The sequence below is a fragment of the Marinomonas rhodophyticola genome (genome assembly GCF_026113935.1).
Classification (GTDB): domain Bacteria; phylum Pseudomonadota; class Gammaproteobacteria; order Pseudomonadales; family Marinomonadaceae; genus Marinomonas; species Marinomonas rhodophyticola.
The window spans coordinates 658,648-683,007 of the sequence record NZ_JAPEUL010000007.1; the positions used below are offsets into that span (position 1 = coordinate 658,648).

The 24,360-nt window shown below is 44.0% G+C and carries 35 protein-coding genes, 1 tRNA gene and 3 pseudogenes; 25 read left to right on the top strand and 14 right to left on the bottom strand.

The window, feature by feature from the left end; translation table 11 throughout:
* Positions 1–40: 40 nt before the first annotated feature.
* The 4 genes from ONZ52_RS11825 to ONZ52_RS11840 all read left to right on the top strand — a co-directional run bounded on the left by ONZ52_RS11825 (position 41) and on the right by ONZ52_RS11840 (position 2,800).
* Positions 41–364 carry a LapA family protein gene (locus ONZ52_RS11825; RefSeq protein ID WP_265218815.1) on the top strand — a complete coding sequence of 108 codons (324 nt, stop codon included), beginning with the start codon at positions 41–43 and terminating at the stop codon, positions 362–364.
* Positions 361–1,548 carry a lipopolysaccharide assembly protein LapB gene (gene lapB / locus ONZ52_RS11830; RefSeq protein ID WP_265218816.1) on the top strand — a complete coding sequence of 396 codons (1,188 nt, stop codon included), beginning with the start codon at positions 361–363 and terminating at the stop codon, positions 1,546–1,548. Before ONZ52_RS11825 ends, lapB begins: the two co-directional genes overlap by 4 nt.
* 61 nt (positions 1,549–1,609) lie before the next feature.
* On the top strand, positions 1,610–2,317 hold the full coding sequence (gene pyrF, locus ONZ52_RS11835; protein WP_265218817.1) for an orotidine-5'-phosphate decarboxylase: 708 nt from the start codon (positions 1,610–1,612) through the stop codon (positions 2,315–2,317).
* 165 nt (positions 2,318–2,482) lie between these two features.
* The gene (locus ONZ52_RS11840; protein ID WP_265218818.1) at positions 2,483–2,800 is read left to right on the top strand and encodes a ComEA family DNA-binding protein; all 318 of its coding nucleotides are present in this window, start codon (positions 2,483–2,485) and stop codon (positions 2,798–2,800) included.
* Between the two features lie 34 nt (positions 2,801–2,834).
* Here ONZ52_RS11840 and ONZ52_RS25390 read toward each other — a convergent pair whose 3' ends face one another.
* Positions 2,835–3,320 carry an STAS domain-containing protein gene (locus ONZ52_RS25390; RefSeq protein WP_428981179.1) on the bottom strand — a complete coding sequence of 162 codons (486 nt, stop codon included), beginning with the start codon at positions 3,318–3,320 and terminating at the stop codon, positions 2,835–2,837.
* Positions 3,321–3,407: 87 nt separating this feature from the next.
* Positions 3,408–4,558: pseudogene (locus ONZ52_RS25395) on the bottom strand (SulP family inorganic anion transporter); the annotation flags it as partial.
* 272 nt (positions 4,559–4,830) lie between these two features.
* Between ONZ52_RS25395 and uvrB the strand changes: the two are divergent.
* From uvrB to ONZ52_RS11865, 3 genes and pseudogenes are all read left to right on the top strand, one after another.
* Positions 4,831–6,857 (top strand): annotated as a pseudogene (gene uvrB, locus ONZ52_RS11855) (excinuclease ABC subunit UvrB).
* A gap of 15 nt (positions 6,858–6,872) precedes the next feature.
* Complete coding sequence (locus ONZ52_RS11860) at positions 6,873–7,061, top strand: hypothetical protein (protein WP_111606279.1); 189 nt, start codon at positions 6,873–6,875, stop codon at positions 7,059–7,061.
* A gap of 83 nt (positions 7,062–7,144) precedes the next feature.
* Positions 7,145–7,221, top strand: a tRNA-Val gene (locus ONZ52_RS11865).
* A 198-nt stretch (positions 7,222–7,419) separates the two neighbouring features.
* Here ONZ52_RS11865 and ONZ52_RS11870 read toward each other — a convergent pair.
* The 8 genes from ONZ52_RS11870 to ONZ52_RS11910 form a co-directional block, all read right to left on the bottom strand.
* The gene (locus ONZ52_RS11870; RefSeq protein WP_265218822.1) at positions 7,420–8,658 is read right to left on the bottom strand and encodes a tyrosine-type recombinase/integrase; all 1,239 of its coding nucleotides are present in this window, start codon (positions 8,656–8,658) and stop codon (positions 7,420–7,422) included.
* Positions 8,655–8,966: a hypothetical protein gene (locus ONZ52_RS11875; protein ID WP_265218823.1), complete on the bottom strand. Its 312-nt coding sequence runs from the start codon at positions 8,964–8,966 to the stop codon at positions 8,655–8,657. The genes ONZ52_RS11870 and ONZ52_RS11875 overlap by 4 nt, the downstream gene beginning before the upstream one ends.
* An 8-nt stretch (positions 8,967–8,974) precedes the next feature.
* On the bottom strand, positions 8,975–9,574 hold the full coding sequence (locus ONZ52_RS11880) for a beta clamp domain-containing protein (protein WP_265218825.1): 600 nt from the start codon (positions 9,572–9,574) through the stop codon (positions 8,975–8,977).
* Between the two features lie 18 nt (positions 9,575–9,592).
* Positions 9,593–10,057, bottom strand: a complete 465-nt coding sequence (locus ONZ52_RS11885) for a hypothetical protein (RefSeq protein WP_265218826.1) — start codon at positions 10,055–10,057, stop codon at positions 9,593–9,595.
* 24 nt (positions 10,058–10,081) lie between these two features.
* Positions 10,082–10,396, bottom strand: coding sequence for a hypothetical protein (locus ONZ52_RS11890; RefSeq protein WP_265218827.1), 315 nt, complete (start codon positions 10,394–10,396; stop codon positions 10,082–10,084).
* Between the two features lie 18 nt (positions 10,397–10,414).
* Positions 10,415–11,167, bottom strand: coding sequence for a hypothetical protein (locus ONZ52_RS11895; RefSeq protein ID WP_265218828.1), 753 nt, complete (start codon positions 11,165–11,167; stop codon positions 10,415–10,417).
* A 14-nt stretch (positions 11,168–11,181) separates the two neighbouring features.
* Positions 11,182–11,484 carry a carbon storage regulator CsrA gene (csrA, locus tag ONZ52_RS25400; RefSeq protein ID WP_428981170.1) on the bottom strand — a complete coding sequence of 101 codons (303 nt, stop codon included), beginning with the start codon at positions 11,482–11,484 and terminating at the stop codon, positions 11,182–11,184.
* Positions 11,485–11,633: 149 nt separating this feature from the next.
* Complete coding sequence (locus ONZ52_RS11910) at positions 11,634–12,278, bottom strand: LexA family protein (protein ID WP_265218829.1); 645 nt, start codon at positions 12,276–12,278, stop codon at positions 11,634–11,636.
* A 106-nt stretch (positions 12,279–12,384) separates the two neighbouring features.
* On the opposite strand from ONZ52_RS11910, the gene ONZ52_RS11915 reads away from it, so the two are divergent.
* From ONZ52_RS11915 to ONZ52_RS11970, 12 genes are all read left to right on the top strand, one after another.
* The gene (locus ONZ52_RS11915; protein ID WP_265218831.1) at positions 12,385–12,570 is read left to right on the top strand and encodes a Cro/CI family transcriptional regulator; all 186 of its coding nucleotides are present in this window, start codon (positions 12,385–12,387) and stop codon (positions 12,568–12,570) included.
* 47 nt (positions 12,571–12,617) lie between these two features.
* Entirely contained in the window at positions 12,618–12,905 is a 288-nt protein-coding gene (locus ONZ52_RS11920; RefSeq protein WP_265218833.1) for a hypothetical protein, read from the top strand.
* Positions 12,906–12,929: 24 nt separating this feature from the next.
* Positions 12,930–13,190 carry a hypothetical protein gene (locus ONZ52_RS11925; RefSeq protein ID WP_265218835.1) on the top strand — a complete coding sequence of 87 codons (261 nt, stop codon included), beginning with the start codon at positions 12,930–12,932 and terminating at the stop codon, positions 13,188–13,190.
* A 272-nt stretch (positions 13,191–13,462) separates the two neighbouring features.
* Positions 13,463–13,903: a phage regulatory CII family protein gene (locus ONZ52_RS11930; RefSeq protein ID WP_265218836.1), complete on the top strand. Its 441-nt coding sequence runs from the start codon at positions 13,463–13,465 to the stop codon at positions 13,901–13,903.
* 3 nt (positions 13,904–13,906) lie between these two features.
* Positions 13,907–14,605 carry a hypothetical protein gene (locus tag ONZ52_RS11935; protein WP_265218837.1) on the top strand — a complete coding sequence of 233 codons (699 nt, stop codon included), beginning with the start codon at positions 13,907–13,909 and terminating at the stop codon, positions 14,603–14,605.
* Between the two features lie 139 nt (positions 14,606–14,744).
* Entirely contained in the window at positions 14,745–15,095 is a 351-nt protein-coding gene (locus ONZ52_RS11940) for a hypothetical protein (protein WP_265218839.1), read from the top strand.
* A complete protein-coding gene (locus tag ONZ52_RS11945) occupies positions 15,096–15,536 on the top strand; it encodes an HNH endonuclease (protein ID WP_265218840.1) in 441 nt (146 codons plus the stop codon). It begins immediately after the preceding gene.
* A 22-nt stretch (positions 15,537–15,558) separates the two neighbouring features.
* Complete coding sequence (locus ONZ52_RS11950) at positions 15,559–15,807, top strand: hypothetical protein (RefSeq protein WP_265218842.1); 249 nt, start codon at positions 15,559–15,561, stop codon at positions 15,805–15,807.
* A 58-nt stretch (positions 15,808–15,865) separates the two neighbouring features.
* Positions 15,866–16,393: a hypothetical protein gene (locus ONZ52_RS11955; RefSeq protein WP_265218843.1), complete on the top strand. Its 528-nt coding sequence runs from the start codon at positions 15,866–15,868 to the stop codon at positions 16,391–16,393.
* Positions 16,390–16,971 carry a hypothetical protein gene (locus ONZ52_RS11960; protein ID WP_265218844.1) on the top strand — a complete coding sequence of 194 codons (582 nt, stop codon included), beginning with the start codon at positions 16,390–16,392 and terminating at the stop codon, positions 16,969–16,971. Before ONZ52_RS11955 ends, ONZ52_RS11960 begins: the two co-directional genes overlap by 4 nt.
* A complete protein-coding gene (locus tag ONZ52_RS11965) occupies positions 16,922–17,548 on the top strand; it encodes a tyrosine-type recombinase/integrase (RefSeq protein WP_265218845.1) in 627 nt (208 codons plus the stop codon). Before ONZ52_RS11960 ends, ONZ52_RS11965 begins: the two co-directional genes overlap by 50 nt.
* A gap of 322 nt (positions 17,549–17,870) precedes the next feature.
* Positions 17,871–18,191 (top strand): type II toxin-antitoxin system RelE/ParE family toxin, encoded by a 321-nt coding sequence (locus ONZ52_RS11970; protein WP_265218847.1) that lies wholly within the window; start codon positions 17,871–17,873, stop codon positions 18,189–18,191.
* Between the two features lie 7 nt (positions 18,192–18,198).
* On the opposite strand, the gene ONZ52_RS11975 is transcribed toward ONZ52_RS11970, so the two are convergent.
* Positions 18,199–18,528 (bottom strand): helix-turn-helix domain-containing protein, encoded by a 330-nt coding sequence (locus tag ONZ52_RS11975; RefSeq protein ID WP_265218848.1) that lies wholly within the window; start codon positions 18,526–18,528, stop codon positions 18,199–18,201.
* 383 nt (positions 18,529–18,911) lie between these two features.
* Here ONZ52_RS11975 and ONZ52_RS11980 point away from each other — a divergent pair, with 383 nt between their 5' ends.
* Positions 18,912–19,481 carry a KilA-N domain-containing protein gene (locus ONZ52_RS11980; protein WP_265218849.1) on the top strand — a complete coding sequence of 190 codons (570 nt, stop codon included), beginning with the start codon at positions 18,912–18,914 and terminating at the stop codon, positions 19,479–19,481.
* 43 nt (positions 19,482–19,524) lie between these two features.
* On the opposite strand, the gene ONZ52_RS11985 is transcribed toward ONZ52_RS11980, so the two are convergent.
* Entirely contained in the window at positions 19,525–20,094 is a 570-nt protein-coding gene (locus ONZ52_RS11985) for a hypothetical protein (RefSeq protein WP_265218850.1), read from the bottom strand.
* Between the two features lie 141 nt (positions 20,095–20,235).
* On the opposite strand from ONZ52_RS11985, the gene ONZ52_RS11990 reads away from it, so the two are divergent.
* On the top strand, positions 20,236–20,364 hold the full coding sequence (locus ONZ52_RS11990) for a hypothetical protein (RefSeq protein WP_265218851.1): 129 nt from the start codon (positions 20,236–20,238) through the stop codon (positions 20,362–20,364).
* A 642-nt stretch (positions 20,365–21,006) separates the two neighbouring features.
* Here the strand turns inward: ONZ52_RS11990 and ONZ52_RS25600 are convergent.
* Positions 21,007–21,315 (bottom strand): annotated as a pseudogene (locus ONZ52_RS25600) (hypothetical protein); the annotation flags it as partial.
* The gene (locus tag ONZ52_RS25605; RefSeq protein WP_487349003.1) at positions 21,296–21,559 is read right to left on the bottom strand and encodes a hypothetical protein; all 264 of its coding nucleotides are present in this window, start codon (positions 21,557–21,559) and stop codon (positions 21,296–21,298) included. The pseudogene ONZ52_RS25600 and the gene ONZ52_RS25605, both read right to left, overlap by 20 nt.
* A 919-nt stretch (positions 21,560–22,478) precedes the next feature.
* Between ONZ52_RS25605 and ONZ52_RS11995 the strand changes: the two genes are divergently transcribed.
* From ONZ52_RS11995 to ONZ52_RS12010, 4 genes are all read left to right on the top strand, one after another.
* Positions 22,479–22,757, top strand: coding sequence for a phage holin family protein (locus ONZ52_RS11995; protein ID WP_265218852.1), 279 nt, complete (start codon positions 22,479–22,481; stop codon positions 22,755–22,757).
* A complete protein-coding gene (locus ONZ52_RS12000; RefSeq protein ID WP_265218853.1) occupies positions 22,754–23,272 on the top strand; it encodes a hypothetical protein in 519 nt (172 codons plus the stop codon). The genes ONZ52_RS11995 and ONZ52_RS12000 overlap by 4 nt, the downstream gene beginning before the upstream one ends.
* Positions 23,269–23,439: a hypothetical protein gene (locus ONZ52_RS12005; protein ID WP_265218854.1), complete on the top strand. Its 171-nt coding sequence runs from the start codon at positions 23,269–23,271 to the stop codon at positions 23,437–23,439. The genes ONZ52_RS12000 and ONZ52_RS12005 overlap by 4 nt, the downstream gene beginning before the upstream one ends.
* A 612-nt stretch (positions 23,440–24,051) precedes the next feature.
* Positions 24,052–24,318 carry a hypothetical protein gene (locus ONZ52_RS12010; RefSeq protein ID WP_265218856.1) on the top strand — a complete coding sequence of 89 codons (267 nt, stop codon included), beginning with the start codon at positions 24,052–24,054 and terminating at the stop codon, positions 24,316–24,318.
* Positions 24,319–24,360: the final 42 nt, after the last annotated feature.

Sequence of the window (24,360 nt, forward strand, 5' to 3'; positions counted from 1 at the left end):
CGGCATAATAACGCCATTATATTTTTTGGTAGGTTGTTTTATGCTTAAATGGCTGAAAAGAGTTACTTACACAGTACTCATTGTTTTTTTTCTTGCCGTGGGTGTGTTTTTTGCCATCCGCAATCCACAACTAATCCCATTAGATCTTGTTTTTTGGCAAGGGCCAGAACTTAGCGTCGCCCTCTATGTCATTATATCTTTTACTGTTGGAGCCTGTGTTGCCTTGTTGGTTAGCTCAGTTACCTATTTACGCAGTGAGCGTCAGATCAAGGTATTAACTCGTAAATACGAAAAAGCACGAGATGAAGTAGATTCTTTGCGTAAGGCTTCTATTGCGAAAGAGCTTTCTGTTGAGAAGGAGTGAGTGAGTTGACCGAAATTGGGTTGTTTTTGGTTCTGTTTGTCGCGCTCTTTGTTGGCTGGGCAATGGGGCGTAAAAATCCGACCAAGAAAAATAAGCAAACCAAAAAAAGCATTCCGACTGATTATTTTCGTGGTCTTAACCATCTACTGAACGATCAACATTCTGAGGCCATTGACGCTTTTGTTGATTCTCTCGAAGTCAATTCTGATACCTTTGATATCCACCTTACACTAGGTAATTTATTTCGTAAAAAAGGTGAAATACAAAAGGCCATCAACATACACCAAAACTTGCTCGCTCGTCCTGAGATATCCCAGCGTGAAATGCGTATGGTGCAGTTAGAGCTTGCCAGTGATTTCATGTCGGCTGGTTTGCTAGATAGAGCAGGGCGCTTATTATTGAATATGGCGTCAACGTCACGCAAAACGGAATTTCAGCCTAAAATACTCACTTTGCTTGTCGATCTTTATGAATTTGAGCAGAGTTGGGACAAGGCCATACAAATTGGCTCTGAGTTGATCAAAGAAGCGCCGACCAAAAAAGAGATTAAGCGCTTGGCGCATTTTCATTGTGAGATGGCTCAAGAGTTGCAGAAAAAAGAGCAATGGAAGCAATCTTTTCAGTATTATAAACAAGCTTTAGAGGTGGACTCTAGCTGCGTTCGAGCGAGTATTGGCGCGGCCGATGTATTAAATAGCCAAGGGCGTTATCGTGACGCCATTAAAGAGCTAAAGCACGCAGCAGAACAAGACCCAGAATTTATTTCCATCATTATCCCTAAGTTAAAAGAGTGTTATCAAAAAGTGTGGGGCAGTGGTGGTTACATTAAGTTTTTGCAAGAACAGAATCAGAAGAAGCCTTCTACGGCTTTAATCATGGCGCTGGTTCAGCATTACATGGAAACAGATAAAGACTACGCCGAGATGTTTCTGGTTGAACAATTAAGATTACACCCCACGATTAAAGGTTTTAAAGAGCTGATTAGTTTGCAGCTCGCCGATTCTCAAGGTTACAACCAACAACATTTGGTGGTGTTATTCGAGCTGATTGATCAACTCGTACAGGCAAAACACAAATATCAATGTCGCCAGTGTGGTTTTCCTGGACATCAATTGCATTGGCAGTGTCCTAGTTGTAAAAATTGGGGCGTGGTAAAGCCAATTCATGGTTTGGAAGGTGAATAAAGCAAAGCGTGTATTTGTGATACTTATAAACGATAGAAACCGAAAGAAAAGAGGACACTGAATGAGCTGCCAATCCCCTATAGTGGTTGCCCTAGATTACCCAACCATGGCGCAATCCGTTGAGATGGCGAAACGACTAGACCCTAGCCAGTGTCGAGTCAAAGTCGGCAAAGAGTTGTTTACGACAGCAGGTCCTGTGATTTTGGATGAGTTGCATAAGCTAGGCTTCGACATTTTTCTCGATCTTAAATTTCATGATATTCCAAATACAGTGGCGAACGCGGTGACTGTGGCGGCTAAAGCGGGCGTGTGGATGGTAAACGTTCATGCGACTGGTGGCCGTCGTATGATGGAAGCGTCTGCGAATGCGTTGCAGCAATTACCCGATAACAAGACCTTATTGATTGCGGTAACGGTTCTGACCAGCATGGATCAAGCGGATCTTTTAGAAATTGGTATTGACGCGACGCCTGAGCAGCACGTTAAACGTTTGGCGGCGTTGGCGAAATCTTCTGGCATGGATGGGGTGGTCTGTTCTGCGCAAGAGTCCAGTATGTTGTCTGCGGACTTGGGACGAGATTTTGTGTTAGTGACACCTGGTATTCGTCCTACTGGTTCGGATCAGGGCGACCAGAAGCGTATTATGACACCAGCGGAGGCTATGGCGGCAGGCAGTCATTACCTAGTCATGGGGCGTCCGATAACTCAGGCTAGTGATCCTATTGCCGTGTTGACTCAAGCAAATCGTGATCTAGGTGTGTTGTCGTAATCTCTCTTGTGGCATTTTGATATCAGACAAAAAAGACCCTTGAAGTCTGACTAAAAAGCTTTTACTCTAAAACCACTTACTTGTGTTGACCTTATGTCGACATAGTAAGTGGTTTTTTATTGGCAAGATGCCATCTTTTGTTAAGACTTTGAAAAGGATTTTTCTATGACCAATCTCTCTCGTATTTTTCGTACTTACATTTCTCGTTCACTTTTTGTTGCTGCACTGTCTCTTGTGCCTTTCTCACTTTTTGCTGCCACGCCTTTGGATATTAACACTGCCACGGCGGCGGAGTTTGCTGCGGTTATGTCCGGTGTTGGCGCAAAAAAAGCCGAAGCCATTATTGCTTATAGAGACGCCAATGGTCGTTTTGAATCGATTGATCAGTTGTCTGAGGTAAAAGGTATTGGTGACGCGTTATTGTCTCGTAACAAAGATCTGTTAAGAGTATCGGCGGCAGGCGATAATGCCTCGGTCAATTAACATGGCTTTTTGAGCCTCAATTGCAGCAGGCAGATCATATTTCTGCTTGCTGCTTGGTTAAAGCCTTCATAGCTTGATGTTGGGTTAAAAAGATCTGACCGCTCAGATTTGTGACTAAGCTCGACTCTTTTAATTTATCCATTACAGGCCCTTTAATTTCAGAGAAATGCAGCATGACACCTGCGGATTTCAATCTGTCGTCAATGGTCTCCAAACTGTCTAATGCGCTAGCATCTATCATATTGACTGCATTACACATGAGAATGAGATGTTTCATGTCTTTATGTTGAGAGACCAATGTTAAGACATAATCTTCAAGGACTCTCGCGTTAGCAAAGAAAAGATTTTCATCAATTCGAATGGTGATAACTTCTGGGTCTGTTTCTACGTCGAAACGTTTTACGTTACGAAAGTGCTCTGTTCCGAGGAGTCGGCCAACCACAGCAATATGTGGATGGCTAGTGTGCCAAAGGAAGAATAAAAGCGATAACGAGACGCCGACGATTATTCCTGTTTCCATGCCGACAAACAACACGACAAAAAAAGTCGCTAATAAGCCCAGTGCTTCTTGTTTCGAAAAGCGATAAAGCCTCAACAGGTTGTTGAATTCAATAAGTTGTAAAATCGAGATAATAATACTGCACGCTAGTACCGCGGTTGGCAGGTAATAAAAAAGCGGCGTGAAAAAGAGCAAAGTTACTAGCATTAACAACCCCGTGAGTATGCCTGTCATTGGGGTTTTTGCCCCTGCGCTGACGTTGACAACCGACCGCGAAAAGCCGCCAGTTACGGGAAAAGAAGCACTGAATGCCGCGCCTAAGTTGGCTAAGCCTAATCCAACCAGCTCTTGGTTTGGGTTGATATTTTGCTTGCGTTTCGCAGCGAAGGATTGAGCCACAGAAACAGACCCAACAAAGCCCACAATACTGATCAGAAATGCTCCCGGTAATAGATCAATCATGGCATCGACTGTAAATTGTTGGAAAGGAATGGAGGGTAAGCTTGTGTTTATATCGCCAACAATTTTAATTCCGAGAGTGTCTAGGGAAAACAAAGCCACACTGCTGGTGGTGGCTACCACAACAATAACCGGCCCCGCTTTTCCAAGCATTTGAGCGTAATGCTCTGACAGGCCAAGTTTGCTCAAAATGGGGGTGAGATAACGTTTGAGTAATATTAAAGATAGGATGGAAATGGTACTTAAAAGCACAGTAGGCAAATTAATGTCTTGGATATGCCGCATCATGCTTTGCGTCAGCTCGATAAGATTATTGCCATGAGCCTGGACGCCAATTAAATGTTTGAACTGTCCTACTGCGATTAATATAGCGGAAGCACTAATGAAACCAGAAATAACAGGATGGCTGAGTAGATTAGACAGAAAGCCCATTTTTAATAGGCTCATCAATATTAAGAATACCCCCGATAAAAACGCCAACATCATGGCAATGGCGGCATATTGTTCGCTTCCTGGTAGTGCGAATGGCATCAGAATGGTCGCTGTCATCATGGAGGTGACAGCAACAGGGCCGACAGCCAGTGTGCGGCTTGTACCAAAAAAGCATATAAGATAGAAGGAATAATGCCAGCGTAGAGGCCTGTTACAGCGGGTAATCCTGCCAATAAAGCGTAACCCATACTTTGCGGTATCAATAAAATAGTGGCAATGAAACTGGCTACAGTATCGGTTTGCAGATCAGCGCGTGAGTAACCTTTAAGCCAACTCAGAGCAGGGAAATATCTTTCCAATTTTTTCATGTGACTCGCTTAAAATTTTACCCTTCTAGGTCGCTGGGTGAACGCTCAGGGCAGACTTTGATTGTTGCCAATCGTAGTGATGTCTGTGTTTTATATGAAGCGTTATAAGAATATGTCTTTATGTTATATTTGATAGTGAAATTAATAAAGTCTAACGGGGAAGTTTTTCCGACTCTTCCTTAAAGTCGTCTAGATGAATACTCTAAATACCAGACCTTTTCTGCAAAATTTGTTAATCTATGGAGTCAATTGTATAGCTTGGGGAAAAATCCGTGTCGCAAGAGTTTCAAGTTGTTTCACCTTACTCACCCGCGGGCGATCAGCCAAAAGCCATAGAAAAACTCGTGCGTGGTGTTGAAGCGGGCTTAGCCCATCAAACCTTACTTGGGGTAACAGGCTCGGGGAAAACCTACACCATTGCCAATGTGATTTCGCAAGTGAAGCGTCCCACTATTGTCATGGCGCATAATAAAACACTGGCGGCACAGCTTTACGGAGAATTCAAAGAGTTTTTTCCCAACAATGCCGTAGAGTATTTCGTTTCGTATTACGATTACTACCAACCAGAAGCCTATGTGGCCGCATCGGATACCTTTATTGAAAAAGACGCATCAGTCAACGAACACATAGAGCAAATGCGATTGTCTGCGACTAAAGCGTTACTGGAACGACAAGACGTCATTATCGTTGCCACTGTTTCAGCGATTTATGGTTTGGGCGATCCACAATCTTATTTAAAAATGATGTTGCACCTTGACCGAGGTGATCGCATTGATCAGCGTGATGTGTTACGACGTTTGGCAGAGCTGCAATACAGCCGCAACGATTTGGTATTAGAGCGTGGTAACTTTCGTGTGCGTGGAGATGTGATTGAAGTGTTTCCTGCGGACTCTGAAGACACCGCGATTCGTATCGAGCTGTTTGATGACGAAGTTGAAACCTTATCGATGATTGACCCGTTAACCAATAAAACACTTCGTAAAGTGCCGCGTGTCACCATTTATCCGAAAACTCACTATGTGACTCCAAAAGAAACTGTGCAAGCCGCCATTGAGCGCATTAAGGTAGAGTTAGATCAACGCCTTGAGCAGCTAAAGTCGCTGAATAAATTGGTCGAAATGCAGCGCCTTGATCAGCGTACACGATACGATTTAGAAATGATGCAAGAGCTGGGCTACTGCAACGGCATAGAAAACTATTCGCGTTATTTATCGGGTAGGGAAGAGGCTCGCCACCGCCCACTTTGTTTGACTATTTACCAGCCAATGCTTTGTTGGTTATCGACGAATCCCACGTGACCGTGTCACAGATCGGTGCCATGTACAAAGGCGATCGATCTCGTAAAGAGAACCTAGTCGAATACGGCTTCCGTTTGCCCTCAGCTCTTGATAATCGCCCAATGCGATTTGAAGAGTGGGAACAGATTAAACCGCAAACGATTTTTGTCTCAGCCACACCGGGCAAATACGAGGAAGAGCATCAAGATTGGGTGGTCGAACAGATTGTACGCCCGACTGGCTTGATTGACCCTATTTTAGAAGTGCGCCCCGTAGCGACGCAAGTTGACGATTTGTTATCTGAAATTAATCTGCGTACGCCAATCGGCGAGCGGGTTTTGGTGACCACCTTGACCAAGCGCATGGCGGAAGATTTAAGTGATTATCTGAGTGATCATGGCGTTCGAGTGCGTTATTTGCATTCAGACATCGATACCGTAGAGCGAGTGGAGATCATTCGTGATTTACGTTTGGGTGAGTTTGATGTCTTGGTTGGTATAAACTTGCTACGAGAAGGCTTGGATATCCCAGAAGTGAGTCTGGTGGCCATTCTTGATGCTGACAAAGAAGGGTTCTTGCGTTCGGAAAAATCGCTGATTCAGACCATAGGTCGAGCCGCCCGTAACGTGAATGGTAAAGCCATTTTGTACGCGGATCGCATCACAGGTTCTATGGAGCGAGCCATTAATGAAACCGATCGTCGTCGTGAAAAACAGCAGGCCTACAACGAGGAACATGGTATCACGCCAGTTGGTATCACCAAATCGGTTGAAGATATCATGGAGGGCGCTTATAACCCAGGTGCGGGCAAACGCGGCAGCAAAACTAAGAAAGTCGCTGAGACGGCAAAAGATTACCAAGTGGAAAGCATGGAAGACGTGGCTCAAGTTCGTAAAGCCATGATCCAACTGCAAAAAGAAATGATGTTAGCCTCAGAAGAACTGAAATTCGAACTGGCAGCCGGTTATCGAGACCAGATTCGTCAGTTGCAGAAAAAATTAAAAGACGTAGGTGAATCCTAAAAGCGGGAAACAAACATGGCTATTACGTTAAGAAATTACAACATCATTCGGGTTATCGACAAGGGTGTCATCGTCAACTGCACCGTGATCGAAATGTGCTACGACTATGTACTGGTTAGGTTCAAAGACAAAAAATACAAAGTACCTTACGGTCTAATTGACGAAGTTATTGGTCATGAACTGCTCGTTCCATTCGACGAATAAACAGTTTTAAAACAAAGACTTCAAAAAGTGTGTTCTAGGGCTTGTCAAAAGCAAACCTCTGCGTATAATAGCCAACACTTTTTAGGACTATAGCTCAGTTGGTTAGAGCGCTACCTTGACATGGTAGAGGTCGGCGATTCGAGTTCGCCTAGTCCTACCACCTAATTAAGTAATAAAATCAAGGGCTTACGTTAATTCGTAGGCCCTTTTTTTGTTTTTAATTTCCTTAAAATTTCCGAAAAATTTCCTAACGATGCCTGTTTCTAAGCATTTTTCATGGTGTTTTTTTGCTGTTTAGTGGACGCGGATTAGGCTTTCTATGCTGATGTTTTCGTTCAGGCCAAAAAAAGAGGGCTGTTTAGCCCTCTTCATCGATTAATTTTGCCAGTTCTGGCGGAAGTTTGTTTTGCCGCCAATCTATGTCTTCTATTGCGATGCTGCTGATGTCTAATTCTGCCGCGACTCGAAGTGGCTTAGGTTTTTCATGCCCTTCTATGTAGTGGTCTGTTGTGCTTTCTTTTGCATGGCCAGCTAATGCCATGATGTACTCTTTCGGGTAACCGGCTTTGTGATAAAGCATAATGCCTAGTGCTCGTATGTCATGAAACATGGGGCGCTCTTTTGGTGCTAGGTGATCATAGGCGCCGCTTTTGTCTCGCCATTTACGAAACTGCTTTGTTAAATAATCCGGCATAACATAAAAAGGGTGGGGTTTGGCTGCCATGTCGCGTTTGTCCATTCGTAGAGGGCGGCAATGTATTAAGTAAGGGCAATGCGTTTTGCTTGATATGGCGTCTTGAACTGAATTCCATAAAATATCGCCCATGGCTATATCGATAAAAACAGGGTGTTTGTATCGTTGGGTTTTGCGTTGCAGTATTCGAATGGTCCGCTCTTGTAGATTGATGTCTTTTAAAAACTGAATCTCTACTAGGTCGCCTCGACGTTGAAGGCTGTACATGGCAATGTCCATGGCGCGTTTTAGCCAATCTGGAGCGGCTTCTCTGACTTTCATATAGCCACTGAGTGTATGTCGTTCGCGTTGTCTTGGTTCTGGCGTGGCGGCTTTGAGTTCGTTGGCTGGGTTGTCGTCTCGATAGCCTGTGGTGACGGCATAGCGAAAAAGCTCTCGCAATAATGGGACATGCTTTGCCTGGGCGTGCGGTGTTTTTGTTTTGACTAGATTGGCGAGGTCAAAGGTGCGGATTTCTTGCACTCGAATTTTGGCCCAGTTGGCCATGTACTCGTCTAGCTTGTATTTTTTGCTTTCAATGGTTTCTTTACTTTGTTTGCCTTGTTCAAGTGCGGCATCAAGGTTGGTGACTTTAAATTCGTCTATGACTTGCGACATGGGCGGGTTTTGTGGGTTGTAGTTGCGCAGTTCTTCGGCGCGTTTTGATATGCGGTTGATGAGTGATTCTTGGTTGTTAAGAGCAATGTTAAGCGCCATAGCGGCATCTTCAGCAACTTTGCTAGGGATGTCTCGACCTAGTGACTCCATAGTGCCATCGGGCATTTTGTAGTAATAGTATTTACTGCCGTTCGGGCGAGTGATGACTTTAAGGTTGGCGCATAACTTGTTCTTACGAGGCTTCATCTTAGCTCAATCCCTTTGTCCATTACGTAGTTTGAAAGAATAGCATCAGCAATGGCATTGCCTGTTTTAGGTCGATCCATTTTTGCCTGCTTCTGTACTGGTTTGTCTTCTGAATAGCCGTAAGCGGCTGATCCATCGGGTAGAACCCATATAAACCAGATGTTCCCTTCTTTTGTTGCAGGAAGCTCACCTTGACGACATTGGCGACATAGGTTTGCTCGTTCTGCTTTGGGGTCAACGAAGTTATTTTTTGCGTATTCGCTTAGGCGTTGTTTGCGTGGCCACTTGGGTTTGATTTGGCTCATCATCCTTCTCCTTAATATTTCATTGGCATCAGTACAATTTTGGCGGCAAATTCACTTGATGGAATGTTAATTTCAATCGGATCGCCGTCATTGAATTTCATTATGATTGGGCCTTTTTTAAAGCCTAAGATGCTCCGTGCTTTTGCGATTTCTTTCATGTAGCTTGGATCTACCTGAATTTCTTTTGCTGGGCTTGGCGGTAGAGTTCTCATAACCTTGTTCATATCTGGAAACTTATGATCTATAACACTAAAAGACCTAACTTCATCTGATGCGCCATTCATTAGGATGACGCCATGCTTACTACTCATACTTACCAAATCTAATTTGGTCGCTTTTTTAGGGATTTTTCTGCCCTTAATGTCGATGATCATTTGCTTCGAAAGACGCTTACATTCTTCACATTCAATGCGAATGGCTATGTGTCCATTTGTAGCCGAAATATACCCTTGAGGATCAAGAAGGATGCCCTTTAAGTAAAAACGGACATCTTTTTTAGCTCTAAATAATTGTGCAGCTCGAATGATTTTTGCTGGAATACTTAGTCTTTCGAACTCTGGTTGCTCGATGGTGATGTCTTTGTAGTTTTCAGGTTTAATTGGAATTAGCATGATTACTCTCCCTGTTTTTTAAGCCGCTTGTTGTTTGTCTTTCAGCACTGACATGGCCAGTTCAAAGCCGTGGTAGCCTTTGGCAAAGACGCTTTGTTGTTGCGCGTCCAGCTCTCCATGCTGGTTGTATGGGTTGCGCCAGTGTTTTGGGTTGGCGTAGATGGCTAAGATTTCTAGTGCTTTGCTGTTGTCTATTTCTGCACGTTCTGCGAGTAGGTCGCTGATTCGTGAGAAAGAGGTGTTGAGCTGGCTTTCTAGCTCTTTCACCGTGCGTTCTAGCTGTTCATTTTTGCTTTTAACGCGGTAGTTTTCGGCAGCGGCGCGGGCTAGGTTGTCACGCATGCTGTCTGGCATGGAGGCGATGCAGACAAGCAGTTCGTATCCTTCTATGGCAGCGACCAATTCCCCCACGGTAATTGGATTGCTGTTGGCGTCGTGTCCTGCGATTTGGTCGCTGTTCCAGTTTATTGATTCTGTGTTCATTCAATTCACCTATGTTGTGACAGGTCACAAAGAAAGTTTTCGTGCTTCTCGTGTGTGAAAGCAATCTTTATGGCCTTTGTGTAATCGTTCGCATCCTTGAGGAAGAGGGCGGTTGCAGTACTGGCAATCGCCTAATGTCTTCTTGATCTCTTGAATGCGCTCGTAATCTCTTCGTATGAGAGTGGCGATGTATTCTGATGCGGTGTAACCGCCTCGAAACTCGCACCCTTCTGCTAGCATTTGCCGCTCTGTTGCTGATAAAGGCACTTCGACACGCTTGATGTCGAAGGCTTTTTCTCTTTCTCGTTGGGCTTGCTTGCGTTGTGTGCTGGTGCTCATAGTTGAAAATGACGCTTATTAATCCCAGTTTGACCAAGAGGTTTCGTAATCGTCAGCATCATCACCTTGATCAAGTTTTATCTGGCCTTTCATGGCGTAGATGTTGAAGAGAATCTTGTCGGTGTTGTATAAATTCCCAATACTTAGTTGTGCGCCAGCCTCTCGACCATCAACTCGAAGTCCTATTATTTCCCACTTCGATGTCTCCTTGTTCTGGTGCAAGTGAAGGTCATAATCACATTCTCTTTTTTCTTTGCCAGCTTCTTTATCTAAATAGATATTGATGAAACTGCCATATCTACGTTCTTCAATAATTAGAGTAATTTCACCCTCTGGCTCGTCTTCATACTCTTGTGCTTCTTTAACTATCTGTTCAACAAGCCAAGATAGAGTGATTTCTTCAGGTAGTTCACTCATGATCTCTTTTAGCTCTGCATCCATTACTTCCGTTAAACGATTGTCGTAGAAGTTTTGCGCTGCAAGCTTAAGGCGATTAGAGACAAATTCGTGATAGGTTGGTAAATCTCCCATGCTTTCAAGCGTGGGCATGATTGCCTTACTGAATTGTTCTTTAAGTGCTTTTCCTACGTCTCCATAACTTCTAAACACATCACTTGCTACATCTTCAATTAATGCGTCAACTTTCTTGGTTATAGCCTGTTCAAGCACACCAGATTGAAGACGCTGATTAAGAACAGTGGCAAAGATATCTTGCGCTGTATCGGTCATTGGGTTGGTGCTTGGTGTAAATTCTTGATTTTGATTTGGCATGGTAACTCTCCTTATTAGTTGGCTGTGGCTTCTTGAGTTACCCCAGCCTGAATGCGTTCGTAGATCTCTTCGCGGTGGACGCTGATGTCTTTTGGCGCTTCGATGCCCAAACGCACTTGCATGCCTTTAATGCTTAAGGGCGTCACTCTGATGTCTTTGCCAATGTTGATGGATTCACCCACTTTACGAGTGACGACAAGCAGCTCTGGTGAGGCTGTGCGAACACGGATTAGGTTGCCCTTGATGCTAGAAATGGTGACTTTGATGGTGTCGCCAATGTAGATGGCTTCTTGCGGTCTGCGAGTTAGAATTAACATGATTCCTGTCCTTTGGTTTGGTTATTTAAGTTTGCTTAAGTCGTAACTTAGTAAAACTTAAACGGTATGTCAAACAAAATTTAGGAAAACTTAATATTTTGTCGAAGAAAAACCCGCATTGGCAGGTTTAGTGTATGAGAGAGGTGAGCTTAAAACTTATATTTTGATTCGGTCACTACACCTACGATTCTGCAATTGCCATTGATCTGCAGTGGGTTGTAGCTTTGATTTAAAGGTTTTAGATATTTTTGCCCTGCATCAATCACTAGTTTTTTGAAAGTGACTTCATCGGTACCATCCAATTTAGCAACTACTAGGCTCCCATTTTCTGCAGGTATGTTGGGGTTTACTAGTATCAAACTACCTTCAGGAACACTAATGCCACTTTGAGCCGTCATGCTATCACCAATGACTTTAAGCCAAAAAGCATTTTCCTCTACAGAGGATGGGGCTTCTTCCCATTGAATGTCGTCACCTAGAGCCATGTAATCTATAGCTTCTGTCCAAGCCCCAGCTTGCACATGGCTTATAACAGGTAGTTTTTTGGTCTTGGGTGCCAATGGTGCGACGACAACATTACTTTCATGCTGAGAGTCAATTCCTGATATCAACCAGTTGGCTTGTGTTTTTAGTATCTGAGCAAGCTTGTATAAGTTTTCTCCCTTTGGCGCGGTTGTATCACTTTCCCATTGAGAGACAGTCACGTGAGAAACCCCCACTAATTTTGAGAGCTGCAATTGCGTGATGTTCTGCTCATTACGCTTTTGACGAATACGTAATCCTAAAGTCTTCATTTAAGGAATCCTAAAAAAAATTATGTAAGTAATCTTAAGTTATCTTGACTTAAGTTTTCCTAAGACATTAATATTAGGAAAACTTAAATTGCAGATTGGACGAGACATGCTCAAACAACGATTGATTGATCACTTTGGTAGCGCGACAAGGATTGCAGAGTTTTTAAAAATTTCACAAAGCTCTGTTTCTCAATGGGGTGTTGTAATCCCTGAGAAGCAAGCCCTCCGAATCGAGAAGCTGACCAACGGCGCGTTGAGGTACGACCCAGCGCTTTATACCAAATCAGCTTAGCGAACGATTTTTAATCAGAACACGTTTAGTTATTTCAGGAGAAAACAATGAGTGAGCACAAAAGTAGAGCACGAAAAATCCTTCCAGCACCTGATATCACCAGTGTGATTGGCGATATCAGTGATCTTAAAAAGGCTTGTGATGCCGCTTTAGCGTCACTTGAATATTCAAACTTACAAGGCACGCATTTTTATCAGCACCTTGTGAGTACTAAAGAGGCAACAGAATTAGTTCTCAACGGGCTTTCTTTTCAATACATAACGCCTCGTGTCTTCGACCACATCTGGGATGGAATCCTCACCAAGAAAGACATTGCAATGAACCGTAGGGATTAGCTCGTTATCTATCAGGAGAAAACAATGAGTAAGCATAAGTGCAGTTTAGGCGAAGTGCAGGAGTCTCTTTCTAAGTTACGAGTGCAGCTATGGGGAACCACTGGCCAGTTGCGTAATGCTGGTTTAAGTGAAACAGACGCATTTCACCAGTTAAACGCTACTGGTGAAATGCTGGATCAGCTCCTTAAACAGTTATCAAGGGTTCCCATTCCAACCGAAGTCTTCAATAACGAAGGCTCGGGAATGGCGGCCAAAGTAAGGAACGCATCTGATGATGGGGCTTAGTTCATTGTTTTTTAAAACGTATTCGACCTCTTTGACGATGAATTCATCAACGTCTTCCACTAAGTCGGGATCTTGCTTTAGAGACAGAATTTCACCTGTGCGTGGAATAGGACCTTTTACATTTTCGATGGTTTTCACTCGGGCATCAGTTTTTGTGTAGATCTCAATATTCATGCGCTTTCCTTGCTTTCTGAGTAATGGAATACCGAATGTAAAACATTAAAAACGTGGCTTCAAGGTTTGCACACGTTTGTATTTATCAGGAGAAAACAATGGATCACATCGACCAAGCCATTTACGACACGGTGCACAACTCGGAGCTGTCCGCGAAGCAAATCGCGCCGCTGATGGGCGTAGGGCATCAAGTCTTGATCAACAAGGCAAACCCGCAAACGGAAACGCACAAGATGTCTTTGCGTGAGGCCGTGGCGTTGCAGTTGATTACGGGCAACCACGCTATCTACCGCGCTATGGGCATGGAGCTAAGCATTAAGGCGAAGCAAGCCGCACCGCTGGGCATTCTGGAATCTGTGCTGAAAGCCGGCAAAGAACACGGCGATGTGTTGGCGATGATCCATAAATCCATGGAAGACGGCGAGCTGACCATGCGTGAACAAGAGCAATGCCAGCGCGAAATCACCGAAGCCATCGAGGCGCTTATGCAGCTTCGTGAATCGGTATTACAGCACAGCATGAAGCAGATTAAGGGGTAGGGCATGAGATACAGCCTATACATCAACCAAGTTAGAGCACTGGAATGGGGGCTTAATTTGCCCCAATGCGCTGTGCTGTCGGTTGTGTGTGAAGCGTCTTCTTGGGCGGATGGTACCTTAATGGATGGTGAAATCTATTACTGGTTTGCCAAGTCTAAGCTGCTGTCTGAGTTGCCTATGGTGACAGATAAGGAAGACACCATCGTTCGCCATTTGAAGAGCCTAGAGAGGCTTGGAATCATTAAGCTGAAGGTCGTTATAAAAGACAAGATGCATTACCAATACATCGCGCTAACAACGAAAGGTAAGCTTTGGAATGCTATTGACCAAAACGCCCCAATCCCAGATAACACGGGCACTTCCGAAGGTCGGAAAAATATCCGAGAACCTGAAAGTAACGAAGCGGAAATTTATCCAGAGGACGGAAATATTTCCGAAGAACCTCGGAAAATTATCCGAGAAACCTCGGAAAAAAATCCGACTAATTATATTACTAGTAATACAAAAACCAATGATCCTAATTCTTTGGTCGTTCCGCCCAAACCCAAAAAACCAAAACGTGCTTCTGGCGTTCCGGATGAGTTCTTGGTCGATCAGCGAATGCTCGATTGGCTCGCACAAAACCAAATCACGAATGACTGGCGGGTCGAGACGAATAAGTTTTTAGATTATCACCAAGCGAAGGGACTCGAAGATGCTTGATTGGATCGCGGCTTGGAGGTTGTGGATGCGTAATTCCATGAAGTTTGCCGCACAGCGACCGACGCCGCCAGCCGTGGCCAAGCAGCAAGTTAGCGACAGTTTGACAGACATTCACGACACCGATTGGTAGGAGCGAACCATGTACGATTTGTTTGATGAATTCCCAGCAACCGACGCGGCGTATTTCGAAGCCGCCAACAACGCCCACGACCTAGCGCACTGGAAACCCAGCCACGACACGGTCTACGAAGCAGGGCGACGAGTTGGTTTCAGCAAGCTACGCCGCCGCGACACAGGGGCAGGCCAAAGAGCCTTTGCCAAGGTTTACAAGGACGTGTGCAAGGCGTGGATGCGTGGCGAGCGATTCAAACGAGACGTTATTCAACCCAAGCAATACGGCGAGAAAATCAGCGAAAGCGAGCTATTACGTCGTCGAGTGTTTGGCCGTGAGCGGGTTGGGGATCTTAAAGCATTGTTGGGGAGAGGGTAGATGGCTTTATCAAAAAGAGAAAGACAAGCCGTTTGGAATAAGTCAGGAGGATATTGTTGGTATTGCGGAATAGAACTACCGAAAAAAGGGTGGCATGCAGATCATATTGAGCCAATACAGCGTCTTACCGAGGCTGTGCCACGAGAAGAAAGAAAAAATAAATATGTATTTGAGGTGCGTCAGACGGGCGAATGCCATAAACCCCATCTTGATCATATTAATAATATGGTGCCTGCGTGCGCTCCGTGCAATTTGTTCAAAGGCTGTTTTTCTGTCGAACAGTTCAGAAATGAGATAGCACAACAGATTGATAGGGCTAGAAGGTCTTCTGTCAATTTTAGAACTGGAGAGCGTTTCGGATTGATCGAAACGAATGACAACCCTGTCGTTTTTTGGTTTGAAAAGAATGCGCTACTGGACAGAGGGGAGTGTGTCAGTTGAAAGATTTATTAAGGGGGATGACATGAGTCTAGAAAACTTAATCCGCTATCATTTTGGCGATGGCTCTGAGGTTACTGCTAGCTGGAGTGAGGCGCCACGTGACTGTAATTACATTTATTTTTTTAAAGGAGCCTACGTCTTTCTAAAAGTGAAGGATGAGGGGTTATGGGAATTAGTGAATATTGAGTTTCATGATTGGGATCAAATCACGAACCCCATTCGAATCTCAGAAATCATGAAAAACGCATACCCACGACCTGTGGGTGTTTGAGAAATAGTAACAAGGTTTCAAACCAACCGACCACGTTTTATATAGGAATCAATAAACAATGCGCTGGCTAAATCGAGACAAACCCAACACATTAGGAGCGCTAGGATGGCGGATCGTGAACGATCAAGTAACGTACCTCATATCCAGTTCAGCCGACGCGGGTTGGTCTGGCGTGGGCAACACAGGGCGAATTTGTGAGTCCGCTCAACTGGGCATCACGCCCACCTTTGGCGGTGGTGGCGACAGCAACGCCGCGATGATCAAACAAATCCGCGCCTTATCCGTCAAAGACAAAGGCTTTGATTGGCTCTTTTGTGACCTGTCACAAATGCAAAAGCTTTGCTTATTTGCTGCGGTGCTGGCAGAAGGGCGCAAGACCATCAAAGGCAAACCGCTTACCAATGCCCGAATTGCCGCCACCTTGCCTACCTTCGCTGCCGAACTACGCCTTGGCCCCGCCCATGCCACACCAAGCGAAAAGACCTTTGCCAACAACATAGCAGAAGGGCGCAAACGCTTCTTGCTCAAGCTGCAAACCGAACTGGCCGCAAGACTCACAGAGGAACAGCTAAGGGCCATTGCATGACCAAAGGCACCACCAAGATCACCGACACCACCATCAAAGCCGCCCTGAAAACAGACAAGCGTTCCCTCTACGATGCGCGCCGTGTTGAATTTCACATCAACGCGGCGCGGACGGGTGGCACCTTTTACGATGTCGTCTACAAAGGCAAAAAGCGCCAGCGCACCAAGCTTGCCAAATGGCCAGCCGTCACCGCCAAAACCCTCTTTGCCGAACTTCCCGCCATACGTGCCAACGCCTTGGCCGATCGGGAAGCCAGCCTCACCGTGTCCGCTTTCCAAACAGGCGGTGAAGTCTTAATGTGGTACATGCAGCACATCGACGCCGACAAAACCTACTCGTCGGATTACGTGTCCACCTCGTCCAGCTACATAGGCAACCATCTACTCAGCCAGCTCGACCAAGTGCGACTCAACGACATCGACAAGCCCTTATTGTACAAACAGCTCTACATGCCCATGCAAAGCGATTACGCACTATCCACCATAAAAGGCGTGCTTGGCACCCTGAAAACCGCCTTCACCCGCGCCCATGAGACTCGGCCTCATTGCCAGCAACCCCACCAAAAACATTACGCTTAGCAGCTTCACCACCTCCCAGCCCGACAGCCAACCAGGGCGACTCAAGCCCCACGACTTACCCGCGTTACTCGCTGCTATTAATAAGCAACCAAAACAGCGCCGCGTCTTCTTCATGACGCAATTGCTACACGCCACCCGCGAAGGCGAAACCAGCCTTGCCGAATGGAAACACTTTTCGCCCACCCAATTAGAATGGTATCTACCGCCAGAGAACACCAAAAACGGCACCGAGCACCGCTTGCCCATCACCCAACACGCCATGGACCTGATCAACAGCCTGCCCAAGCGTGGCACCTATATATTCAGCGTCAAAGGCATCAAACCCATCACCACACGCACCATAGAGCGTTGGTATCAAAGCCTCAGCGACGACGTCGGCATCAAGTTCACCAGCCACGACATACGCAAACTCGCCCGCGACAGCTGGCAAGACATGGGCATCGACTGGGTGATTGGGGAAATGCTACTCAACCACGAACGGGACGGACTGGACAAACGCTACATGCACACCCATTCGAGAGAACAGATGCGCAAAGCGTTGGGGGAGTGGGGGAAGAATATAATTTTAAGAAAATAGATTAATGGATTGATATTAAAGGTAATAGATTAATATTAAAGGGAATAGATTAATATTAAAGGTAATAGATTAATATTAAAGGCAATAGATTAATGTTAAAGGTAATGGGTTAATATTAAAGGCAATTAATTTATGGATTGGTGATATCGAAAAAAGCTATTAAAATCAATTGTTTAAATTTTTGTCTTTTTGTCTGTGAAGAGGTTGGTTTGCTATTTATTTAATTTAATACTTTTTTGTTTAATATGCTTGAAGATTTTTTGTTTTGAATATATTATTCGAAAAATGACATTTTAGATTTATATTGAGTGAGGTCGGGAATTTGAAATCTTTTGATTTTATTAACGAAGCAGCAAAAAGAGAGTTCAAAAAGTTACCTAAAGAAATTCAAGTGGAGTTTGGTGCCAGTATCAATGCAGTACAACAAGGAGAGGATCCACTTACCGATTTTGAGCACATAGGTAAAAGTGTTGGTAAAGGCGCGATAGAGCTAAAAATAAATGGCAGTCCTGCATTTAGATCTATCTACTGTGCGAAATATAACGACACCGTATACATATTACATTCCTTCTCAAAAACCACTAATGGAGTAGATAAAAAGGCTATGAATACGGCCAAAGAGCGTTACAAGCTAATTAAGTAAGCGCTGCTTATGCAGCGCTTAAGTCTTTGGTTGTACATTTGAATGTAACAGTTTTATCTTTCTTGATTTTCATGGAAGGCTTGATTTGGTAGCCAACTTTAGCCAAAAATCGAATCAGTTTGTCTGCCGAAAATTTAGATACCTTCCCACTGGTAAGCTCACTGACTCTTGGTTGTGGTATATCAAGTGCTTGCATAATATCAGCCGTAGTCCACTCTTGAGCCTTGAAGTAGTTTCTGAGTACAAGCACCATATCTGCACGAAACTCAAGGTCTGCCGCTTCAGCTTGATCGTCTGCTATTGCTTCGAATATGTTGGAGTAATGTAATTTTTCCATAATGCTAACCTACTATTCATGAGATAAAAATATACAAAATTTCGTATAAAATTAATCTTAGTTTTTTTTGACAGGTAAGTCAACATATGCAATTCAGCATCCTTATTTTCTTGTATTGACCTCCCTGTCTTCCTGATCTACTATTTCCCTGCACTGGCAAAATCCAGTGTCGGGATTGGAACCTCGTTTTTACCAAAGCGGCCTAAAACACGCACCGCGTGTTTTTTTGTGGCCGAGATTCGCCTGTTATGGTGGGTCTTTGTTAGGCCAGCTTCGGCTGGGCCGTACCTTTGGGCGGTAGTTCCAACCTGATTTAGACCCACCACCTTTACTAAGATTGGAACCTTGTTTGGGTGGTTTATCCAAACCAAAGGAGGCCACTGATGGCTCATATTACTATTTCTTCAAAAGACATCCGCACACTCGACGGATTGTATTCCCTTAATGATCTTCATAAAGCGGCTGGCAGTGATAAAAAACACGCACCTTTTCGCTTCATGCGTAATGCTCAAACTCAAGAATTAATTGCAGAAATTGAGCAAGCACCAAATTTGGTGCTTGGAGTAAATACGGTTCATGGAGGAGTAAATAGAGGAACCTATGTTTGCAAAGAATTGGTGTACGCCTACGCCATGTGGATCAGCCCGAAGTTCAACCTAGAAGTCATCCGCGCCTTCGACCAAGCCCAACAGCCAGAACCCGAACCGATGCAACAAACCTTACCCAGCCCGATCCAAGACGACGAAAAACTCAAACTCATTAACGATGTCGCCAAATCCTTAGGCATCACAGAAAGCATCGCCGTCGTATCCGCCACCGACATCATGGCCATGATCCAAACCATCCGAAACTACCAACAACAACTCGCCAGAATCCAAACCAACCCCGCATGGGTCGACCAAACCATCGAACGCGTCAAAAACGCCACAGGCCGACACTTTGGAGAAGGTTAGAACAGGGAAGGACAAGGGGCGAAAGCCCCTTGTGTTTAAAATGCTATTTTGTGAAACAAGTGAGAGGATTTGTCACAGCCTTAGGCCCGTTTCCTGATATTGCTGAATCTACTAAGTATTTGGTCTCTGACTTAGAGGCAGCCCAGTTGTTATTTGCTTTTTGTTGAGATATTTCATTTCTTGAGTTGAGAAGAGGAGGGTTGTGAGTTAAGTCTTTGCTTTCACAATAGTTTGTAATATAGGCTTGCTCATTTAGATCTGTTTCTAGTGCCGTCCATCCATCAATGTCATTTGAAGATTGGATATAGTATTGCCAGCTTTTTGCGCCACTATTTTTCAATGCATCTATAAATTTTTGTTCACCCATGTGGGCTGATACACGATTCCAAACCATTTGATCGATAGTCAACCCTTTTTGTCTTGCTTGACCGACATAGAAAGGTTGATTGAGCATATCTTCATTTTTTGCATTTATAAGAGTCATTATATAAATAGCAGCATGCTCTCTGTTGGGGGAGTCGAGATTGTCTGCATAGCTGTATGGCGCCATCAATATTAGTGCGGTAAGCATAAATAAATTTATCTTTTGAGTTAAATTAAGTGTGCTTTTCATGATGTATCCTTATCTGAATGGGGATTGTATTTTGATTTTTGATGCGGGAACGGTCGATTACATGGTGTTACACTAAACGTTTGTGTTAAAAACTTTTCGGCTATGTGAAAACTTTGACTTACTTATGGCGTAGTCGACATCATGGCCATGATCCAAATCATCCGAAACTACCAACAACAACTCGCCAGAATCCAAACCAACCCCGCATGGGTTGACCAAACCATCGAACGCGTCAAAAACGCCACAGGCCGACACTTTGGGGAGGGTTAGAACAGGGAAGGAAAACAAGGGGCGAAAGCCCCTTGGCACTGTTTAGCGGCAGAGTGGTCCACTGTTGCTCGCCATTGCCTCAAATGCGGTATGGTTTTTATAACAGTGGTCATTTATCCAATGTAAACCATCAAATTTTATAAATAGTACAGTTGCAGTGCATGCTATGACGATTAGACAAATTTTTAGATATCGCATTATTTATTTTCCTCATGGTAATTTTGTGAGGAACCTATTGTAGGGACAAAATTGAGGCAAGTTTCCACGTTTTAGTAGCAAAAAATGGCGCTTAATTCGACCTAAGGAAAAAAAATGACCTAATTAGCGTGTTTGATCGATCATTTCTGGCCGAAAAATCGGAAATCAATCTGCTGGGCAAACAACACTATCAAACGAGTGAAAAGCGCCACAGGCCGACACTTCGGAGAAGGATAGCATTCTTAAGTTGTTGCAATATGTTTATAGGGGCGCTAAGATTAATTCATTGACAGAGATGTCATATGGATGCAGCAGAGTGAGTCACATCACACATCCGGCTACCGTAAAAGGTCGAGGGCAACTCGGTAAAGGCTTTCTGAATATCGGGCATAGGCTCAAAATTTGGATCAATGCTCGACGGAACCCGCTTTTAGGCGGGTTTTGTTATTTCTGGGGTTTGGGAAGCGGTTTTCCTAACCTAAGATTCTTCGCAATGTTGAAAAAGTTCACCTTATCCAGCTTGGGCATCACGTCCTCAGGATAAGCACTGGTAATGTGTATCCTCATTAACTTTTTCTCTCGGTACATCTTAAAGGGCACGAAATAGATGATTTGCCCTTCTTCCTCTGTGTTGATAGTGACAGAGGCATAGCTTCCATAACCTGCGTGTCCTATGCGGGTTTTTTTGTCTCCAAAGGCATCAACAATTTGTCTCAAATACTTTTTTGATAATTCATATCGAACAAAGCAAAACGGCCTGCTTTCTTTTTAGGGTGTGGTACATCAGATCCGCTTTTTCCGCTTCTGTTTGATGAGGGTAGTCCTTTGCAAAGCAGTGGAACGAGTAGGAAACTACAAAGGTATAGGTTTCTTTTTTCCCGTTTATGATATCGGAGTAGGTCGCTTCATGGGCGTCTAGGTGACTAAGATCGTATACTTGGCCGTTTGCATCGGTAAACGGCCTCCACTTAGCTACCTCGTCTATCTTTCTCCGCATTCCTCGTCCCAATTTATCAAGAGTAAAGCCGAGTAATATACCTTTGAACAGTTATGAATTCCATGTTGGCGAAGGAGGGTTGTATTTCATATCGCCTCATTTCTGGTCGAAAAATCGGAAACTATGTTAATTCGCATAGTTCAAAATAGTGTGAGCATCTATCGCCGCCATGCTAAATGACTAGGTAGGATTAATTAGTTGAAGCGCCTTGAAAATAAAAATACTGCATATATAAACTGTATGGATATCCAGTTGTTTGTGATATTCATATAATTACTTTTTAAAATAGGAATGTTTATGTTGAAAAAAATAACATTGGTTGCCGTTTGTATTATGTCTCTAAATGTACCTGTTCAGGCCGAAACGATTAAGTTGTCACCGAAACCGACGGTAACAACCTCTAACGATTCATCAGATCAGCGTTGTGTCCACAATGGTATGCAGTATAGCGTTGGCATGGTGGTTACGACTGATGAAGGGTCATTTAGATGTTCCCCTCCGGTATTATCAGTACATTGGCAATCTGTTGAAAAATAAGATTCGATAATGATCTTCGAACCACCTTCGGGTGGTTTTTTTGTGCCTGAACAAAACATATTTATCAAAAAACACCTGTGATTTGCCGCCAACATGCCGCCATTGAGTTGTGAAGCCGCTTTGCTGTAGCTCAATAAATACAAGGCTTTAACCATAAAATGTCGCTTTCATAAGAAGAGAACGACATTTTGCTTTTTGCGCGCGCAAGGCTTGCGAGGCAGGGAATTAGGCGCTAAAGTATCTCCACGCTGTTAGTTTTGTATCTGACAGCAACACAACTTATCAGGCCTCGCCAAGTGCGGGGCTTTGTCATTTCTGGGCCTCGCTTTTTGCGGGGCTTTTTCGTTTCTGGACTGGACGCACCATATGAAATTCCTACCGGATGAGCCTCCTACAAACAGCGGCATTCGTCATGGTCGGTGTGCTAGGTGGGGCTGTGAAATATCTTCGTGACTTTCAGCAAAATTCTAAAAAATTCTCATTAATTCATATGCTTATCGCGGTTTTTACTGGCGGTTTCTTGGGCATGTTGACGTTCTTTTTGTGCACGTCGATGAACATGCCGCCAGCGATGACAGGCTTTATGTCGGGTGTAGCGGGGCTGATGGGTGATGAAGCAATCAAACTATTTATCAATCGATTCAAGCGGAGCCTGTCATGAGTTTAAACCTATCTCAATTACGTGAATACGTTGTGGTGCCTGCGTTACAGCAGCTGGGAATGTATTCATTAGCCGCTGAACAGCTTGTGTTAGGGACGATTGCCCAGGAGTCCCACGGTTCGTATCTGAAGCAATTAGGGAAAGGCCCAGCACTTGGCTTGATTCAGATGGAGCCAGCTACGCACAAAGATCTTTGGTTGAACTTCATCAAGTATAAGAGACCAATCCGACACGCTTTGTTGATGATGACGTCTGATAGTGTTGATGAATCCTATGATGTGAACGGTTGGCCTGATCATGTTGCGCTTATTTGGAACCTCAGATATGCCATTGCGATGTGTCGTGTCCACTACTATCGAAGACCAGAGAAACTGCCAGAAGCCAATGATATCAAGGCTTTAGGGGCATACTGGAAAGATCACTACAACACAATTCATGGCGCTGGAACGGTGCATGAGTTCGTCAATAACTTTCCGTTTGAGCTGTACGGAATCGATAAGGAGCAATACGTATGAGCACGATTTTACTAGCCATTTTGAAGACATTACTGACTAAATTGGTCACTGAAAAGGTGTTAATTGCCGTATTCCTACATGTGGCCGAATTCCTGACAAAAAAGAGCAGCAATACTCTGGATGATAAGCTTGTTGAGGAAGTAAAAAAGGCCCTGAACGAATCTTGAATTTCCCCTCAATTTGGCTCGTTTTTGTTAGCTGTTGATAGAGCTGTTTTCCGTGACAAAAACAGCCAATGTGTATTTTGAGAAAAAACGCTCAAAAAAGGCTGTTTTTACGTCATTCCTGACCGTTAGGTTAATGTCTTTAATTTTGTTTAAGTTGTTGATTTGTATAGAAAAGGTACTCTGTATGGGGGCCTTTTTTCTGCGGGTCTAAGACTCGCGGGGTCACAGAAATTTTTCAGAAAATAACTTGTTATTCCTATTCCGGTTTTATCCACTTTTTCGATTAAATGAGAATATTTTGTAATGAGGCTCAATAACTGTACTTGCAAGTGCGCTTGGCATTGTTGATCGCACAATTCGAAACCATGTTAAAGATGGCTATGAATTGATTTACCTAGCTTCGGGGAAAATTGATGTTGAGAAATCTGTTCATTCTTATGTGAAATATCAATCTGAAAAGATACGTCACATGAAGGCTAATAGAGGTAGGGAATCGGGGGAACTAGAAGAAATACACAACAGCCAAAAACCCTCGAAGATTGGAAAAAAGAGAAGGAAAAGCAGGCGGCAATAAAACTCCATCTACAAAATGGCCGTGAAAGCGGTGAATTAGTGCCATATGACGCCTTGTTGGAGTTGGTAAATGGCCCACTTTCTATGTTTAGAAGGCAGCTTTTAGACGTGCCGAATCAGTTACAAAAACGCTTAAAGCTTACACCAAAAGAGGTGAAATCCATTGAGCAGGTGGTTGAAGGTGCTTTTGACAGTTTGAACGAGCTTGGAAATGATGAATTACCGTCGCTTATCGAGAGCATTCTCGAAAAATATTCTAAGCATTACGTCCCCGCCGAAGAAGATACCGTTAATACCGTGGAGTAAGGAAAACTATAATTCCGATGCTCAGATATACCCGCCAAAGTC